Origin of the sequence: Corallococcus sicarius (genome assembly GCF_003611735.1) — a bacterium.
Lineage (GTDB): Bacteria > Myxococcota > Myxococcia > Myxococcales > Myxococcaceae > Corallococcus > Corallococcus sicarius.
On sequence record NZ_RAWG01000025.1, the window covers coordinates 35812 to 53212 of the forward strand.

The following is a 17401-nucleotide window of genomic DNA, read 5'->3' on the forward strand; positions in this document are numbered from 1 at the left end:
GCCCGTCACTTGATGGTGGTGAAGCCCGCCTTCACGGCGGCCTGGTATTGCTGACGGACGTCGTCGTAGTTGCTGTCGTCCACCTCGACGAAGCGCTCGACGAGCGCGTCATCGAGGATGCGGCGCCCATCCGGGTCCTTGTTCATGGTGAGGAGCGCCTGCTTGATGCGCTGGCGGACCTCCGCGGACACCTTGCCCGAGACGACCACCGGGGGAATGCCCGCGGGCCCGAGCGAGTCGAGGACCTTCACCTCGCTCGCCCAGCCGTTGCCGGTCTCCCGGTCGAAGTCGATGACCAGGCTGTCCACGTAGCTCGCATCCGCCTTGCCAGTGGCCACCAGGCGGATGGACTCCTCGTGGGAGCCCGAGCGGATGACCTTGCCGAAGAAGCCCTGGGTCAGGCCCAGCTTCAGCATCTTGTAGCGGGGCAGGTTGTAGCCCGAGTTCGAGGCCTCCTCGTTGTAGACGAACGTCGCGCCGCGCAGGTCCTCCAGCTTCTTGAACTTGCTGTCCTTGCGGACGATGAGGTCGGAGAAATACTTGGGCTTCTTGCCGTAGCGCGCGGCCTTCATCACCGGCGCGGCGAGCAGGTGGACGGAGTCCTTGTTCGCGTCGTGCTTGAGGACGTAGGGCAGCCCACAGACGAAGGCGACCTCCACGGCTCCCGCATCCAGCATCTTGTCCACCTCACCGTAGGACTGACCGGTGATGAAGCTGACCTCCGAGCCCAGCTTCTTGCTGAGGTACGTGGCGATGCGGCCGTAGACCGGCATGCCGCTCTCCGACACGAACGCGGCCGTCATCGCCATGCGCACCTTCGTGGGAGGAGCCGGGGTGCTCTTGCTCGTGGCAGCCGCCGGAGCGCTCTTGGGAGCGGGGGCTTGCGCCCGGGCCGGCAGGCTCGCCGCGGACACCCCGAGGGACACGAGCAGCGTGGCCATCCGGGCAAGGGGGTAGCGACGCTTCGAGAAGCGGAGGACAGCACGGGCGGGCGTCATGGAGGACTCAGGGGAGGGAGCAGGGAGGCAGCCGCCGCCCACGGAAGGCGGAGGGAGGGCGGCTGAGGAGACAGGGGGCCGTTGTGTTTCCCTGTCGTGTCAAAATTGTAACACGATTGAAACACCGCAAGCCAGATGCCAATGCCCCATTTATGAGAATCCAGTGACCTGGGGCACGTGCGGCGGGGTCACGAAGGACCGTTTGGTGGGTTGCGACCTGGGTGCAAAAAAACCGGCCCTCGCGACCTCTTCCGGAGGGGCACGGGCGGCCCGGTGCACCAGGCGGTTGCACGGCACGAGTCCCGAGCCCACCGCCCCAGGTAGTGCGCGGCCAATCACAACCCACCAGGTGACCCAGACACGGAAAGCCATGAGCGCGCCACCCAACCGCATCTGTCATTGGGAGAGCTGAGGCAAGATGCGGGAGGTGGTGCCTGATGAGATCCGAAATCTCACGTGTCGGGCCCTGGTGAGATGTTTTCAGGGGCGGTACTAGTACCCCCCTCGCCACGCATTGCGTGCACCGGATCTGTTGCGGGTGTGGATCAGCTGCTTGTGTCGAAGCAGCGGATGTCAGACCCCTGTTATAGCGTGTTTTCCGGGGACGCGCCTGGCTGCGCCTGTGGTAGGAGGGGCCGGTCTCACCTCTTGAGGAGATCAAGCATGTCAAACCCACTCCACGCATTCCTGATTGAGCAGTTCACTGAAGCACCGCTGAACAAGACGTTGGGTGTCACGCTCGAATACAACGCCCAGGGCGAGGCTGTCTGCCGTTGGAAGCGCAAGCCGGAGTTCGACCACGGCGGCCAGGACACGCACGGCGGCACCCTGATGACGTTGCTGGACATGGCGGGTTGGTTCACCGCGGCGGCGCAGAGCGGCGCCATCGTCGTCACGTCGGACATCAACGTGCGCCTCCTGTCTCCCGCGAAGCAGCAGGACCTGGTGGCGACCGCGAAGGTCATCCGCGATGGCTCGAAGGCCGTCATCGTGGAGATGACGGTCTCCTCCCCGAAGGGTCTGGTGGCCATGGCCAACGGCTCCTTCGCGAAGATCGGCGAGTTCCCCAAGGGCTGATCCCCTGACGGGGCCTGGCCCTTCGAAACCCATCACCCTCTCACCGCGGCAATGCCGCCGCGCCCTCTTGCGGGCGCGGCGGCAGCGCTGCCCCACATGGAGTCATGACGCACGTGCAGCCACAACAACGGGTCATCGAGAATCCAACCGGGGCCGGCCGAGAGATGGTCATGGCCGCCCCTGGGGACGCGCTCCAGTTCTCCCCCACCCTCGTCCATGCGTTGCGGCACTGGGCGCAGGTGCAGCCGGGGAAGAACGCCTACACGTTCCTGAGCGGTCGCGACCAGCCCGAACAGCTCATCTCCTATGAAGGGCTGGCGCGGACCGTGTTCGGGCTCGCCGCGCACTTCCGCCGCGAGGGGCTCCAGGGGGAGCGGGTCCTGCTCGTGATGCGCTCGGGGCTCGAATACATCGTGGGCTTCCTGGCCTGCACCGCGGCCGGCGCCATCGCGGTGCCCCTCTACCCTCCGGCCAACGACAAGGACGGCGTGAAGCTGCGCGCCGTGTTCCGCGACTGCCAGCCCCGGGCGATGCTCGTCCAGCGCGCCGTCGAGGCCAGCCACGGTCCGCAGCTCGCCGAGTTCCCGGGCTGCCGCGCCCTGATCATCGAGGAGTTGATCGCCGCGCACGGCGACGTGGACCCCGCGACCGTCGACCTCACCCCGCCCCTGCCCGACGACCTGGCGTTCCTGCAGTACACGTCCGGGTCCACGGGCGATCCCAAGGGGGTGATGGTCACCCACCGCAGCATCGTCCACAACAACCACATGGTCGCCGTGGCGATGGGGAACACCCGCGACAGCGTCATCGTGACGTGGCTGCCGTTGTTCCACGACATGGGGTTGATCGGGATGATCCTCCAGTCGTTGTCGCTGGGCGCGCGCTCGGTGCTGATGGCCCCCAAGTCGTTCGTGCGCGACCCGGCGATGTGGCTTCAGGCCGTGTCCACGTACCGGGGCACCTGCGCGGGGGGGCCGAACTTCGCGTACGACCTCTGCATCGAGAAGGTGGACGACAAGGTCATCGACACGTTGGACCTGTCGTCGTGGCGGTCCGCGTTCAACGGCGCGGAGCCCATCAAGGCGCAGACGCTGGAGCGCTTCCACCGCCGGTTCGAGCGGGCCGGCTTCCGGCGTGAGATGTTCTTCCCCTGCTACGGGCTCGCGGAGGCCACGCTGTTCGTCGCGGGAGGTCCGCGCGGCGAGCCGCCGACGACGTTCGACGTCCAGCGCGACGCCATCCACCGGGGCACGGTGGTTCCGGCCAGCGCTGGCACCGGGGACGCGACGCGCATCCACACGCTCGTCGGCATGGCCATCGACGGGCGCGAGCAGGTCGTGAAGATCGTGGACCCGGGGAGCTGGACGGTGCAGCCCGACCTGCGCGTCGGTGAGATCTGGCTCAAGAGCGACAGCGTGACGCGGGGCTACTGGAACCGGGCCAAGGCGACCGCCGACGCGTTCCACGCCTACACCACCGACACCGGCGAGGGTCCGTTCCTGCGGACCGGCGACCTGGGCTTCGTCCGGGACGGCCACCTCTTCATCACCGGCCGCATCAAGGAACTCATCATCGTCAACGGCTTCAACCACTACCCCCAGGACATCGAGGAGACGGTGCAGACGCTGTCGGACGACTTCCGGGTCCACTGCGGCGCCGCGTTCAGCTTCGACGACGAGCGGCTGGGCATCGTCCAGGCGGTGGTGCGCGGCAAGGACGTGGCGGAGCGCTTCGAGGAACTCGTCGCCCAGATCCGCCGTGAGGTCCTGAAGGTGCACGGCGTGGCGCCCGCTTACATCGCCCTGGTCAACCCGGCCATGGTCCCCAAGACGAGCAGCGGGAAGATCCAGCGCGGCGAGGTTCGGCGGTCGTTCCTCGACAAGCAACTGGAGGTCCTCCACGCCTGGGAGGCCGAGCGTCCCCGCCAGACGCCCGCGCCGGTGTCCGCGCCCACGCCCGCGAGCGCCCCCAGGGCGGTCGTCGAGCAGAAGCTCGCGTGGATCCGCGACTACTGCGCGACGCGGCTCAATTCCTATCTCATCGACGAGCGCCGCACGGTGCCACCGTATGTCGTCCTCGACTTCGGCAACCAGGGCCTCTTCGGGATGCTGGTGCCCGAGTCCTACGGCGGGCTCGGCTTCTCCACCCGCGAGTTCCTGAAGGTCATGGAGCTGCTGGGCAGCAAGGACATGACCCTGGCGTTGTTCGTCGGCCTGAACAACGTGCTGGGCGTCCGGCCCGTCCTGCGCTTCGGCAGCGAACGGCTCAAGGAGCAGTTCCTTCCGTCGCTGGCGCGCGGCCGGGAGCTGGCCGCGTTCGCCCTGACGGAGCTGGGCGCGGGGTCCAATCCCCAGGCCATTGAAGCGACCGCGCGTGCCTCCGGTGATGGGTACCGGGTGAGCGGGACGAAGATCTGGAGCGGCTCCGCGGCCTGGTCGGGGTTGATGAACGTGTTCGCGAAGAACGTGGACGCGAACGGGCACCCGGCGGGCATCACCGCGTTCGCCATCCCGCAGACGAGCGCGGGCGTGCGGCAGGGGCCCGAGGCGCTCACCATGGGCCTCCGGGGGATGATCCAGAACACGGTCTTCTTCGAGGAAGTCGCGGTCGAACCGTGGCAGGTGCTCGGGGAGTTGGGGCAGGGCATGACCGTGGCGCAGGACACCCTGTGCTACGGGCGCATGGCCATCGCGTCCCTGTGCCTGGGTGCCACGCGGCTGTGCGTCCAGCTGATGCTCCAATACGCCGGGGGCCGGCGCGTGGCCACGGGCCCCCTCCTCCACAACCCCTACACCCGCTCGGTGCTCACCGAGGCGATGCACCAGATCGCCGCCATCGAGGCGTTGGTGGACGGGGCCGCGGCGCGCGTCGACGCCGGCCAGGCGGTGGCGCCGGAGGTGCTCGCCGTGTGCAAGTCGGTGTCCACCGAGCTGCTGTGGACCACCGTCGACCGCACGATGCAGCTCGCGGGTGGACGGGGCTACATCGAGTCCAACTTCATCCCCCAGCTGTTCCGGGACGCGCGCATCTTCCGCATCTTCGAGGGGCCGACGGAGACGCTCAACCACTTCGTCGGCACGTCGGTGCTGCGAGGCCGGCCCGTCATCCGCGCCTACCTGCGGGAGCTGCTGGACGAGGACACGGTCAGGACCCACTACGACGCGGTCCTCGGCCCGCTCCTGGCCACGCAGCCGGGCGAGCGCGACGCGTCCCTCGACGACTGGCAGGGGCAGCTGATCGGCGAGTACGTCAATCACCTGGTGCTGTACGCAGCCTCGGCGGGACGTGGCGGCGACGCGGCCGCGACGCGCTGGCTGCTCGAGCGGCTCCAGGCGGCCCGGGCCCGCGTCGACAGCGCGGCGCGCGCCTTCCCCGCCCTGGCCAGCGTCGACGCGCTCCGAGCCTTCGGTGACGCCGTGGACCGCGAGTTCGGGCGCCGGGAGAACCCCACGGCGATGCCGAACACGTCGCTCGACGCGCTCTTCACCGCCCCTCCGGGCGGCGCGGTGAAGCCGCCTCCCGCCGCACCGCCGCGACAGGCCGTCACGACGCCGGTGCCGGTGCCGGTGCCGGTGCCGGTGGCGGAAGCGCCGCGTCCCCCCACGATGCACGTCGTGGCGCGGCCGGGCCTGGTGAGCCGTCCGGAGATCGAGGCGTTCATCCGCCAGTGGATCTCCGGCCGGTCCTCGCAGCCCGTCGCGTCGCTCAGCGCCGACGTGGAGTTCGCCATGCTCGGGCTGGGTTCGGTGGACTCCATCGACCTGGGCGCCGCGCTGTCAGAGGAATACGCGCTGACGGTCGATCCTTCTGTGCTCTTCAGTTACCCGAACATCCGGGAACTCGCCGGCTTCCTCCTGGGAAAGCTGAACAAGCGAACCGGCTCGACGGCGGCTGAGTAGTCCCGCCGCAACCCACGCGGCGGTGCTCCGCCGTCTGTGATCAACTTCACGAGGCAATGCCATGCGGAATAAGCTGATCCCCTACCCGGCGGACGCCTGGGCGGTGCTCCTTATTGTCTTGACCTTCGCTGCTCAGCTGTCGCTGTATCTCTTTGTCGACAGCGTTGGATGGCTGGTGGCCGGCACGCTGGCGCTGGTGCCGTTCTGTCTTTCGGTCGTCGCGTACAACCACAATCACATGCATACGCGGACGTTCTCGTTCCAGCCCCTCAACCGGCTCCTCGAGCTGCTCATCTTCCTGGAGACCGGGTCCTCCCCCTTCAGCGGGACGCTCAACCACATCGTGGGGCACCACGCGAGCTACGACCAACCGGAGCTGGACACGCTCAACTGGCGGCGGCGCGACGGCACGGCGATGGGGCGCCACGAGTTCGCGGCCCGGTGCCTGCTCTGGCACTACCCGTCGTGCTTCGTGCTGGGCAGGAAGAACCCCCGCCTCAGGACGGAGTTCCTGGTGTACCTGGCGCTCGGGGTGGCCTGCCTCGCCGGGTTGATCCTCTACCGCCCCATCCCGGCGCTCATCGTCTTCGTCGCGAACATGCTGCTGATGCTCTACGCGCTGAAGTGGTCCGCGTATGCCCATCACGCCGGCCTGCCGTATGGCGACGACTACACGGCGTCACGGACGCACACCGGCCGGTTCTACAACTGGTTCACGTGGAACGCGGGCTACCACGCCGCGCACCACTTCAAGCAGGCGCTGCACTGGACGCTCCTGCCCGAGTACCACCAGGGCACCCTGGCATCGAAGATCCCCGCCGAGCTGCAAGGGCCCGGCTGGGGCGAGGAAATCAAGCGGCGAAAGCCGACGCCCGCCGCCCAGCGCGGGTGACGTGGCGTCCGGCGCTCGAATCCCGAAACAAAGGCAGACCTTCCCGCAGCAGGAGACCGACATGACCTTTCCGATCGAGAACCCCAGGGACACCTCCCGCCGCATCGTGCGTGAGTCCATTGCACCAGAGCTGTGGCGCGACAACGAGGCCTTCACGCAGAAGCTCGACCGCACCATCAAGGGCTCGCGCCTGTTCAACCATCCGGTCATCGCGTCGTTCGCCCGGAAGGAGTTCACGCTCAAGTCGATGGGCATCGTGCACTCGGAGGTGCGCCACGCCTTCGCCGAGCACTTTGGCGACGCGCTCATCCGCCTGATGGAGACCACCGGCACGCTCGAGCGCAGGCTGGGGGCGAAGCCCAAGATGGCGGCGCGCTTCCTCATCCAGCTCAACGTCCTGGAGGAGCTGGGCTACAAGCCGACGCCGCGCGGGAAGACGGGCTTCGTCGGGCACCCGGGCTTCTCCCACTACTGGCAGCTCGTCGACACGCTGACGGCGGTGGGCCACCCGGAGCAGAGCTGGGCCTCGTACGCGCCGTCGCCGGAAGCGGACGCGGTGCGCAAGTCGCTCTTGGGCAGCTTCGGAGATCACCTCCGCCTCGCGGTGGTGCTCGCCGGCATCGAGACCGCGTTCATCCCCTACTACGGCCCGTGGGCGGACAACACCATCGCCGTCTGCCCGACGGACATCTCGAAGGGCTACCACAGCATCCACGTCGAGGATGACGACGGCACCATCGTCGATCACGACCACTCCGAGGACAGCTGGTACATCGTCCGCCAGGCGCTGACGCCGGACCGCTACGCGGAGATTGAGACCTTCCTCAACGACGTCCTGGAGGAGTGGGCTCGCTTCGTCGACATGCTGGCGGCGAAGGACCGCGACGTGAAGCGCGCGGCCTGAAGCGCCGCGAGGCCCGCGCCGGACTCCGGTGCGGGCCCCTGCAGGGGCCCTGGGGACGGAACCTGGATCGGAACATGGGACAGCGCATGACATCGGCCGAGCAGGGCAGGTTCGCCGTCGTTGGAGCCGCGGGGCGGTTTCCCGGCGCCGCGGACCTGGGGGAATACTGGCGGCTCCTCGTGGAGGGGCGTGTGGCGGCGGCGGAGCCGGACGCCTCGCGCGGCGACCTGTGGAAGGCCGCGAGGGATCCGGTCCTGGGCCCGAAGATCACGACGCTTCGCGCGGGCTACCTCTCCGACGTGGCGGGCTTCGACGCCGAGTACTTCAGCGTGTCGCCGCGCGAGGCGCTCAAGCTCGATCCCCAGCAGCGCCTCCTGCTGGAGGTGACGCACGACGCGCTGGAGGACGGTGGCATCACCCGGGCGGAGCTTCAGCGCTCGAACGTCGGCGTGTTCATCGGGGTCGGCAGCTCGGATTACATGAGCCTGGACTCCGGCCAGAAGCAGCACGTGGACGGGTACTTCGGCATCGGCAACTCGCACAACCTGCTGGCCGGGCGCATCTCCTACTTCCTCAACCTCAAGGGCCCCAGTCTGGCCATCGACACGGCGTGCTCGTCGTCGCTCACCGCGCTGCACTTCGCGATGCAGTCGCTGCGCGGCGGTGAAATCGACCTGGCCATCGTCGGTGGCGTCAACGTCATCCTGTCGGCCGACCTGCCGCTCGCGTTCTCGCAGGCGAAGATGCTTTCGCCCAGTGGGCGCTGCAAGACGTTCAGCGCCGAGGCGGACGGCTACGGTCGCGCCGAAGGCGTGGCGGTCGTCGTCCTGCGCCGCGTGGCCAGCGAGGCGCTCGCGCGGCATCCCGTGCGGTGCTTCATCGCGTCCACGGCCATCAACCAGGATGGTCGCAGCAACGGCATTGCCGCCCCCAACGGGGCCAGCCAGATCCGGGTGATCCGCTCCGCGCTCGAGCGCGCCGGGCTGTCGCCCGCGGACATCGCGTACGTGGAGGCCCACGGCACGGGGACGCCACTGGGGGATGCGATTGAACTCAACGCGCTCCAGGAGGTCTTCGGCGGGGCTCCCGGAGCGTCGTGCTTCGTGGGTTCGGCGAAGGCCAGCATCGGCCACGCGGAAGCGGCGGCCGGGCTCTGCGGGCTGTTGAAGGGCATGCTGATCCTCGAACACGGGGTGATTCCGCCGCACCCGGTCCAGCGCCCGCATGCGCCCTTCTTCCGCGCGGACGACTGCGCGTTGAGGATCGCCGAGCAGGCCCTGCCGCTGCCGGAGCACCTGCGCCATGTCGGCATCAGCTCGTTCGGCTTCGGAGGCTCCAACGCCCACGTGGTGCTGGAGCGCCACGTCCCCCAGGGCTTGGCCGCAGTGGAGACCGGACGTCCGGTGTTGTTGCCCCTGTCGAGCCACTTCGCTGGCGGCCTGGCGGAGGACGCGGCCGCGCTCGCGTCCCACCTCGCCGCGTCGGAGGGCGCGCTCGAACCCGTGTCGGACACGTTGATGTTCACGCGGGAGCACCTGACGCACCGGCGCAGCTGCGTCGCGCGGACCCGTGCTGAAGCCATTGAAGCCCTTCGGAAGGAGCACGCCCAGGCCGCGCCGCTCCCGGTCGCGGCGGGCGAGAAGCCGAAGGTGGCCTTCATGTTCACCGGCCAGGGCTCGCAGTACGTCGGGATGGGCCGCGATCTCTACGAGGCGCCCGGGCCGTTCCGGGACGCGTTCGATGCCTGTGACGCGCTGATCCTCCAGCGTGCGGGCGTGTCGATGGCGCAACTCGTGTACGGGCCGGCCGAAGGCGGCAACGAGCGTCTGACGGGGGACACCCACGCCGCCCAGCTGTCCCTGTTCGCCTTCGAGTACGCGCTGGCGAGCCTGTGGACCGCGCTGGGAGTCACCCCGGCGTTCGGCATCGGGCACAGCGTGGGCGAGCTCGTGGCGCACACCGTCTCCGGCTCATTGTCCCTCGCGGATGGCGTGGCACTCGTCGACGAGCGCGGGCGGCTGATGCAGTCGGTCTCCCACGACGGCGCGATGGTCGCGGTGTCCATGGACCTGGCGTCGCTGACGGCCCTGCTCCGTGAGCTGGGGGAACCGCTCCACGTCGCCGCCGTCAACGGCAGGCAGCGCGTCGTGGTCAGCGGTGAGCGCCAGGTGGTGGAGCACCTGTGCAAGCGCCTGGAGCGGGAGCAGGTGCGGTTCCGCGCGCTGCGGACGCGGCACGCCTTCCACTCCCCCACCTTCGACGATGCCGCGGCCCGGCTCGCGGAGCGTTCCCGGAACCTCGCCATTGGAGCGGGTGCATTCCCGGTGGTCGGCAACCTCGACGGCGCGGTGGTGCCCCCGGGTGCGCTCGGCGGCGACTACTGGGGCCGACACATCGCGATGCCCGTGCAGTTCTCCCGGGGAGTCGAGACGCTGACCGGGCTGGGCGCGCAGGTGTTCCTCGAAATCGGTCCGGACCGGGTGCTCTCACAGCTCGTCGCCGCGGACCATGGCGCCCGCGTGCGTGCGCTGAGCAGCGTCGTGCGCGACCGGGATGCCCGGGAGTCGCTGCTCCGCGCGGTCGGCGCGATGTACGAGCTGGGGTTCGACCTCGACTTCGCGCCGCTGGGCCACGCCGCGCCGCCTGGCCGGATCTCCCTCCCGGCGCGCCGCCTCGCGCGCAAGCGCTACTGGACCGCGAGCGCCACCGACTTGAGCGCGCCCATGCCGAGCGCTCCCGTGCACGTGACGCCCGCCCACCCGCCTCCGCGCGAACGGGCCGTGATTCCCGACACCGGAACGCACGGTGAGCCGGATGCCGCCGTGCACGCCCTCATCGATCGACAGATCAACGTCATGCGACAGCAGCTCGCGCTGCTGGACGACCAATAGCCCCCAGGGGAACTGACATGAGCCTCGAAACGTCAAGCAACGACGCGGTGTCCCGGATCACGGACTCGGTGCTCCGCGAGGTCGCGTACTGTCTCAAGCAGGCGCCGGAGAACATCGACCCGCACCTGCCATTCGCCGACATGGGGGCGGATTCGCTGATCCTCCTGGAGGTGCTCCAGGAGATCAACGCGCGCTTCCACGTGTCGCTCACCGTCCTGGAGATCTACGAGCGGGTCAACACGATCGCCAAGGTCGCGCAACACATCCACGAGCAGGGCACCTCCACGGAGCCCTCCACGGCCACCGAGCCAGCCCCGGAGTCCCCTGCCCTCCCCGAGCTCGCGCTGGCGAGCCTGGCGCCGCGAGGCGACGGCAGCCGCCAGGGCCTGGAGGACATCGTCCGGCAGCAGCTGGACCTGATGGCGCGGCAGCTGAGCCTCTTCGGCAAGCGGCCGGCGGGGGCGGCGGCGAATGAGCGCACCCCGGAGCGCACCGCGCCCACGTCGCTCCAGCGCGTGAACACGCCGGAGCGCACCGCGCCGGTCCGCGCCGTGCCCGCGGCCCCCCAGGGCAAGGCCGAGGCCGACCGGTTCAGTGCCTTCTCCGTGAAGCTGGGGAAGGACGAGCGCGAGGACGACGTGGAGAAGGTCGCGCACATCCAGCAGCTGACCGCGAGCGTGACGGCCAAGGCGCCGCAGTCGAAGCGGCTGGCCCAGCAGTATCGACAGGTCCTCGCCGACAACCGGGTCTCCGCCGGCTTCCGGCCCCTCCTGAAGGAGATGGTCTTCCCCATCGTCGCGGAGAAGGCGCAGGGCGCTCACGTCACCGACGTCGATGGCAACACGTACCTCGACTTCACGATGGGGTTCGGAGCGCACTTCTTCGGCCACTCCCCCGACTTCGTCGTCCAGGCCGTCAGGGCACAGATGGAGCGCGGGATGCCCATTGGCCCGCAGTCGCCGCTGGCGGGACGGGTCGCCGAGCTGATTTGTGAGCTGACGGGCCACAGCCGCGTGACGTTCTGCAACACCGGAACCGAAGCCACGATGACGGCGGTGCGGCTCGCCCGGGCGAAGACGGGGCGGGACAAGGTGGTCATCTTCCGCAACTCGTATCACGGCACGTTCGACGCCTTCCTCGCGCGAGGCAGCGCGTCCAGCGACGAGAGCCGGCCGGCCAGCCTGGGAACGACCGCGTCCCTGGTCAAGGACACCGTGGTGCTCGACTACTGCGAGCAGAGCGCGCTCGACTACATCGAACGCCACGCGAAGGAGATCGCCGCGGTGTTGGCGGAGCCGGTGCAGAGCCGCGCGCCGAGCCTGCAGCCCGCGGCGTTCCTGCGCCAGCTCCGGAAGCTGACCCAGGAGCGCGACATCGCGCTCATCTTCGACGAGGTCATCGCCGGCTTCCGCTGCGCCAAGGGCGGCGCCCAGCAGCTGTTCGACGTCCGCGCCGACATGTGCACCTACGGCAAGGTCGTGGGGGGCGGGATGCCCATTGGCGTCGTCGCCGGCAGTGCCGCGTACATGGACGTGCTGGACGGTGGGTTCTGGCAGTACGGCGACGCGAGCTTCCCCGGCACACCCACCATCTTCTTCGCTGGCACGTTCACCAAGCATCCGCTGGCCATGGCGGCCTCGCTCGCCGTGCTCGAACACATCCAGGGGCTGGACGACCAGCTCTACCGCTCCATGAACGAGCGGACCGAGCGGCTCAGCACCCAGCTCAACGCCGCGTTCGAGGCCGAAGGCGCGGACGTCACCGTCGAGCACTTCTCCTCGCTCTTCCGGTTCTCCACCAAGGGGAGCCTCGATGTCTTCTATTACCGTCTGCTGGAGGCGGGGTACTTCATCTGGGAGGGGCGCAACTGCTTCCTGTCGACCGAGCACACCGACGAGGAGCTGAGCCGCTTCGTCGAGTCCGTGCGGAAGATCGCCCATGAGCTGGTCGCGCACCGGCTCCTCCCGGTGCGGGACGCGAGCAAGGCCGGTGCGCTGGCGGAGCGCCCCATCGCCGATGCGCAGCGGCGCTTCCATGAGCTCGTGCGGAGCGGGCCCGACGGCTCGGTCGCCTGCAACCTCTGCTACGGGCTGCGCTTCGACGAGGCGGTGGACACCGACCGGCTGTCGGCGGCCATCGTCTCGGTGCTGAGCGGACAGGAGGCCCTGTGGTACCGCTTCGACCTGGAGCGGCGGACGCAGAAGCTGCTCCCGGCCTCCGAGCGGCGCGTCCACATCGAGCGCGTCGAGTCACCCGAGCGCGCGAGCGAGTCCGGGCTCATCGAGCGCCTGATGGCGGCCGAGCAGAAGACGCCGCTGTCTCCCGATGCAGGCGCGAATGTTCGCGTGCGCATCACGCGCTTCGCGGACGGCGCCACGCTGGTCAGCCTCTGTGTGCACCACCTGGTCTGCGACGGTTGGGCGCTCGTCTCGGTGTTCGAGCGCATCGCGGCGCTCTACAGCGGGAGCCCGGCCTCCAGCGCGAGCGCGGCGAACGTGCCGTATGCGCGGTGGATCGAGCACGAAGCGGGCTATCGCCAGGGCGAGCAGTACGCGAGTGACAAGCGCTTCTGGCAGGGGGCCATCGACGCCATCGCGGGCTACCAGCGCGCCCAGGCCTTCGGTCCCATCCGGCATCGGAGTGCCATCGGGGGTCGCCCGGGAGGCCGCGCGCGGCTGAGCATCGGGGAGGAGGTCACCTCGCTGTTCAAGGCGCAGGCGAAGGCGGACGGCGTGACGCCCTTCACCGCGCTGCTCGCGGGCTTCCAGGTGTTCCTGCATCGGGCCTATCGGACGCGCCTGCCCGTCATCGGCATCCCGTTCGCCAACCGCACGATGAGGGACCTCAAGCAGATCGTCGGGACGTGCGTGAACCTGCTGCCCCTGGTCCCCGTGCAGGGCCAGGACGCGACGTTCGACGCCATCCTGGCGCGCACCCGGACTGAGATGACGGAGATGTTCAAGCACTCGATGTTCCCGTACGCGGAGATGTGCGAGCAGTACCGCGCGGCGACGTCGGAGGCCCAGGGGGCGCCGGTCGAGGTGACGTTCAACGTGGAGCCGGTGAGTCAGCTGCCGCGCTTCGACCGTCATCAGCCCGCGTTGGTCTCCGCGGCGAACGACCGGATCGAGTTCGACCTCAGCTGCAACGTCTTCGTGCTCCCGACGGACATCACCCTGGAGCTGGACTACGACACGACGCTGTTCGCCGAGGATGCCGTGTACGGCCTGCTCAACCTGTACTCGAAGATCGTGGAGAACTACGCGAAGCGGGCGGCCACGCTCGCCCGGGGGGCCGCATGAACTCCCTCCTCGGTCTGCGCGACCGGCTCACCACCGCGTCCCCGGCCGCGCGGACGAACCTGCTCGTGGAGTCGATCCTCCGAAGCCTCCGTGACGAGCTGGGCGTCGAAGAGGGCGAGCTGCATCCGCGCTCGCGCTTCGAGCACCTGGGCATCGACTCGAAGCGGGCGCTGGAGTTCAAGGAACTCCTCGAGGAGGAGCTGGGGTGCCCGCTGCGCACGACGCTCCTGTTCGACTATCCCAGCCCGGAGAGCCTGGCCGCGTACGTCGTGAGCGTCGCGTTCGGAGAACCGGCAGGCGAGGACACCGTCCGCGAGCCGCAGGACGATGGCGCAACCGCTTCACTGGACTCCATCGAAGAGCAGCTCCGGAAGAAATTGGAGAAGTACGAGCTCTGAGTCGTCCGGCCCCCGCCGCCTCAAAGAGAGAGCAAGCCACCATGCTGGAGCACTACGACGCCGTCGCGACCCTGGCCGACATCCCGGGCCTCCACGCACGCGCGATCCCTGATCACACCGCGCTCATCGCCGAGGGGCGCCGCGTTTCGTACGCCGCGCTGGAGGAGCGCAGCAACCGCGTCGCGAATGCGCTCATCGCCGAAGGCATCCCCCGTCAGGCGCGCGTCGCGATGCTGGGGACGGACAGCGAGTCCGCATACGAGCTGCTCCTGGGGTGTGCCAAGGCCGGGAGGGTGATGCTCAGCATCAACTGGCGGCTGGAGGCGGGAGAGATCGCCTACATCGTCCAGGACTCGGAGGCCGAGCTGCTGTTCATCACCCCGGAGGTGGCTCCGATGGTGGAGGCCTTCCTGCCTTCGTGCCCCCGACTGAAGCGCGTCATCCTGCTCGAGGGGTCCTCCGAGCGTTACCCGGCCTACGCAGCCTGGCGGGATGCGCACTCCGCACAGCACGAGGCCGGCCCGATCGACAAGGACGCGCCGGTCGTGCAGGTCTACACCAGCGGCACCAGCGGGAGGCCCAAGGGCGTGGTGCTGTCCCATGGGTGCTTCCTCGACGTCATCCGGGAGGTCGTGCGCTCCGGTGACGAGCTGATCCACTGGAAGGACGGCGACATCACGCTGCTCGCGCTGCCCACGTTCCACGTCGGGGGCCTGTGGTTCGGGGTCCACGGCCTGGTCAACGGCGCGACGAACGTGATCATGAAGGCGTTCACCGGCGCCGCCGCGCTGGAGCTCATCGAGAAGTACGCCATCACCAAGGTCGCCTTCGTCCCGGCGATGATCCGCTTCATGTTGTCGGAGCCGGGCAGCCGGACCGCGAACCTGTCCTCGGTGGACCAGCTCGTGTACGGCGGCTCGCCCATGCCCCGTCCGCTCCTGGAGCGTGCGCAGGGGCTGTTCAAGTGCCGCTTCACGCAGAACTACGGCCTGTCGGAGACGACCAACATGGCGGTGTTCCTGCCCTCGGCGGAGCACCTGGACCCGGCCAACCCGCGGCTCAAGTCCGCCGGCCGGCCGCTGCGGGGCGTGTCCGTGCGGATCCTCGGCCCGGATGGCAGCAGCCTGCCGCCCGGACAGGTCGGGGAGATCGCCTTCAAGACCGCGGGGCACATGCTCGAGTACTGGAAGCTCCCCGAGGAGACGCGCAAGACGCTCGTGGACGGTTGGATCCACACGGGCGACGCCGGCTACGTGGATGCGGATGGCTTCGTCTACGTCACCGACCGCATCAAGGACCTGATCATCTCCGCCGGTGAGAACATCTATCCCGCGGAGCTGGAGCGCATCCTCGTCCAGCACGAAGAGCTCGCGGACGTGGCCGTGATTGGCATCCCCGACGACCGCTGGGGCGAGCTGCCCATCGCCATCGTGGTGCGGCGTCCCGGTTCCACGGTCACCAAGGCGGACGTCATGGCGTTCGCACGCAAGCACCTGGCGAGCTTCAAGATGCTGCGCACGGTGGAGTTCGTCGACGCGCTGCCGAGGAACCCGAGCGGCAAGGTGCTGAAGCGCGTCCTGCGCGAGCCGTACTGGGCAGGCCGAGAGAAGCGCGTCAACTGACTCAAACCTCCCAGGCACGCAGGAGCCATCACGTCATGTCGCAGACCGTCCGGGAGTCAGAGAAGGTCCTCCGCATCATCGAGCGGCTGGAGAACGAGGTCGCGGTCCTGCGAAGAACCCAGGACGAGCCCATCGCCATCGTGGGCCTGAGCTGCCGCTTCCCCGGCGCGGAGGGCCCGGATGCGTACTGGTCCCTGCTCCACCGGGGCGAGCCGAGCATCACGGAGGTGCCCCCGGAGCGCTGGAACATCCAGGCGCTGTACGACGCGGACCCCGACGCGCCGGGCAAGATGTCCACGCGCTACGGCGGCTTCCTCGAACAAGTGGACCGGTTCGACGCGCCGTTCTTCGGCATCTCTCCGCGCGAGGCGGCGCTGATGGACCCGCAGCAGCGCCTCCTGCTGGAACTGTCATGGGAGGCGCTGGAGAACGCCGGGCTGTCGCCGGACGCGCTGTACGGTTCGCCGAGCGGCGTGTTCGTCGGCGTGTGTACGTCCGACTACTGCCGGATGGCGCTCCAGAACGTGGAGAACGTCACGGCCTACCTGGGGACGGGCAACGCCACGAGCGTCGCCGCCGGGAGGCTCGCGTACACCTTCGGTTTCAACGGGCCGTGCGTGTCACTGGAGACGGCGTGCTCGTCCGCGCTGGTGGCGGTGCACTACGCGGGTGAGAGCCTGCGCAAGGGGGAGTGCCGGGTCGCGCTCGCGGCCAGCGTGAACCTGATCCTCGCGCCTGAGATCACCGCGGCCTTCTCCAAGGCGCGGATGATGGCGCCGGACGGTCGCTGCAAGACGTTCGATGAGCTGGCCGATGGCTACGTGCGCTCGGAGGGGGTCGCGGTCCTCGTGCTCAAGACGCTGTCCGCGGCCAAGGCGGACGGCGACCGCATCCTGGCGGTCATCCGGGGGTCAGCCCTCAACCAGGACGGCGCGAGCTCCGGTCTGACGGTCCCCAACGGTCCGATGCAGGCGGCCCTCGTGCGCCGTGCGCTGGCGCGCGCCGGGGTGAAGCCGGCGGAGGTCGACTATGTCGAGGCCCACGGCACCGGCACCGCGCTGGGAGACCCCATCGAGGTGGGCGCGCTGGCGGAGGTCTTCGGTCCCGGCCGCCCGCAGGACCGGCCGCTCCTCTTGGGTTCGGCGAAGACCATCGTGGGCCACACGGAGATCGCCGCCGGCATGGCGGGGCTCTGCAAGGTCATCCTGTCGCTCCAGCACGAGACCGTTCCGGGCTACCCGACCCTGGGGGCGCTGAGCAGCCGCATCCCGTGGAAGGACCTCCCGGTGGCCGTCCCGCGTGAGCCCGTCGCGTGGCCCCGAGGCAAGCGGGCGCGCATCGCTGGCGTCAGCTCCTTCGGGTTCAGCGGCACCAACGCGCATCTCGTCATCGAGGAGCCACCCCGCCCTCCCCCTGCT

10 protein-coding genes are annotated in these 17401 nt (G+C 69.1%); 9 read left to right on the forward strand and 1 reads right to left on the reverse strand.

The genetic code is table 11. The features are described from left to right. Nucleotides 1–5: 5 nt before the first annotated feature. Nucleotides 6–998: a phosphate/phosphite/phosphonate ABC transporter substrate-binding protein gene (gene phnD, locus D7X12_RS05990; RefSeq protein ID WP_120624297.1), complete on the reverse strand. Its 993-nt coding sequence runs from the start codon at nucleotides 996–998 to the stop codon at nucleotides 6–8. Between the two features lie 663 nt (nucleotides 999–1661). On the opposite strand from phnD, the gene D7X12_RS05995 reads away from it, so the two are divergent. The 9 genes from D7X12_RS05995 to D7X12_RS06035 all read left to right on the forward strand — a co-directional run. Next, the gene (locus D7X12_RS05995) at nucleotides 1662–2075 is read left to right on the forward strand and encodes a PaaI family thioesterase (protein WP_158619976.1); all 414 of its coding nucleotides are present in this window, start codon (nucleotides 1662–1664) and stop codon (nucleotides 2073–2075) included. A gap of 170 nt (nucleotides 2076–2245) precedes the next feature. Beyond that, on the forward strand, nucleotides 2246–5974 hold the full coding sequence (locus D7X12_RS06000) for an AMP-binding protein (protein WP_158619977.1): 3729 nt from the start codon (nucleotides 2246–2248) through the stop codon (nucleotides 5972–5974). A gap of 61 nt (nucleotides 5975–6035) precedes the next feature. Beyond that, on the forward strand, nucleotides 6036–6866 hold the full coding sequence (locus D7X12_RS06005; RefSeq protein ID WP_120624300.1) for a fatty acid desaturase family protein: 831 nt from the start codon (nucleotides 6036–6038) through the stop codon (nucleotides 6864–6866). A 61-nt stretch (nucleotides 6867–6927) separates the two neighbouring features. Beyond that, nucleotides 6928–7770 carry a hypothetical protein gene (locus D7X12_RS06010; protein ID WP_120624301.1) on the forward strand — a complete coding sequence of 281 codons (843 nt, stop codon included), beginning with the start codon at nucleotides 6928–6930 and terminating at the stop codon, nucleotides 7768–7770. Between the two features lie 74 nt (nucleotides 7771–7844). Beyond that, nucleotides 7845–10661, forward strand: coding sequence for a type I polyketide synthase (locus D7X12_RS06015; protein ID WP_120624302.1), 2817 nt, complete (start codon nucleotides 7845–7847; stop codon nucleotides 10659–10661). Nucleotides 10662–10678: 17 nt separating this feature from the next. Next, complete coding sequence (locus D7X12_RS06020; RefSeq protein WP_120624303.1) at nucleotides 10679–13963, forward strand: aminotransferase class III-fold pyridoxal phosphate-dependent enzyme; 3285 nt, start codon at nucleotides 10679–10681, stop codon at nucleotides 13961–13963. Then, on the forward strand, nucleotides 13960–14361 hold the full coding sequence (locus tag D7X12_RS06025; protein WP_120624304.1) for an acyl carrier protein: 402 nt from the start codon (nucleotides 13960–13962) through the stop codon (nucleotides 14359–14361). The genes D7X12_RS06020 and D7X12_RS06025 overlap by 4 nt, the downstream gene beginning before the upstream one ends. A gap of 41 nt (nucleotides 14362–14402) precedes the next feature. After that, nucleotides 14403–15983: a long-chain-fatty-acid--CoA ligase gene (locus tag D7X12_RS06030; protein ID WP_120624305.1), complete on the forward strand. Its 1581-nt coding sequence runs from the start codon at nucleotides 14403–14405 to the stop codon at nucleotides 15981–15983. A gap of 35 nt (nucleotides 15984–16018) precedes the next feature. Further along, nucleotides 16019–17401: type I polyketide synthase (locus D7X12_RS06035; RefSeq protein ID WP_147443541.1), on the forward strand; the 1383-nt coding region annotated here is incomplete at its 3' end.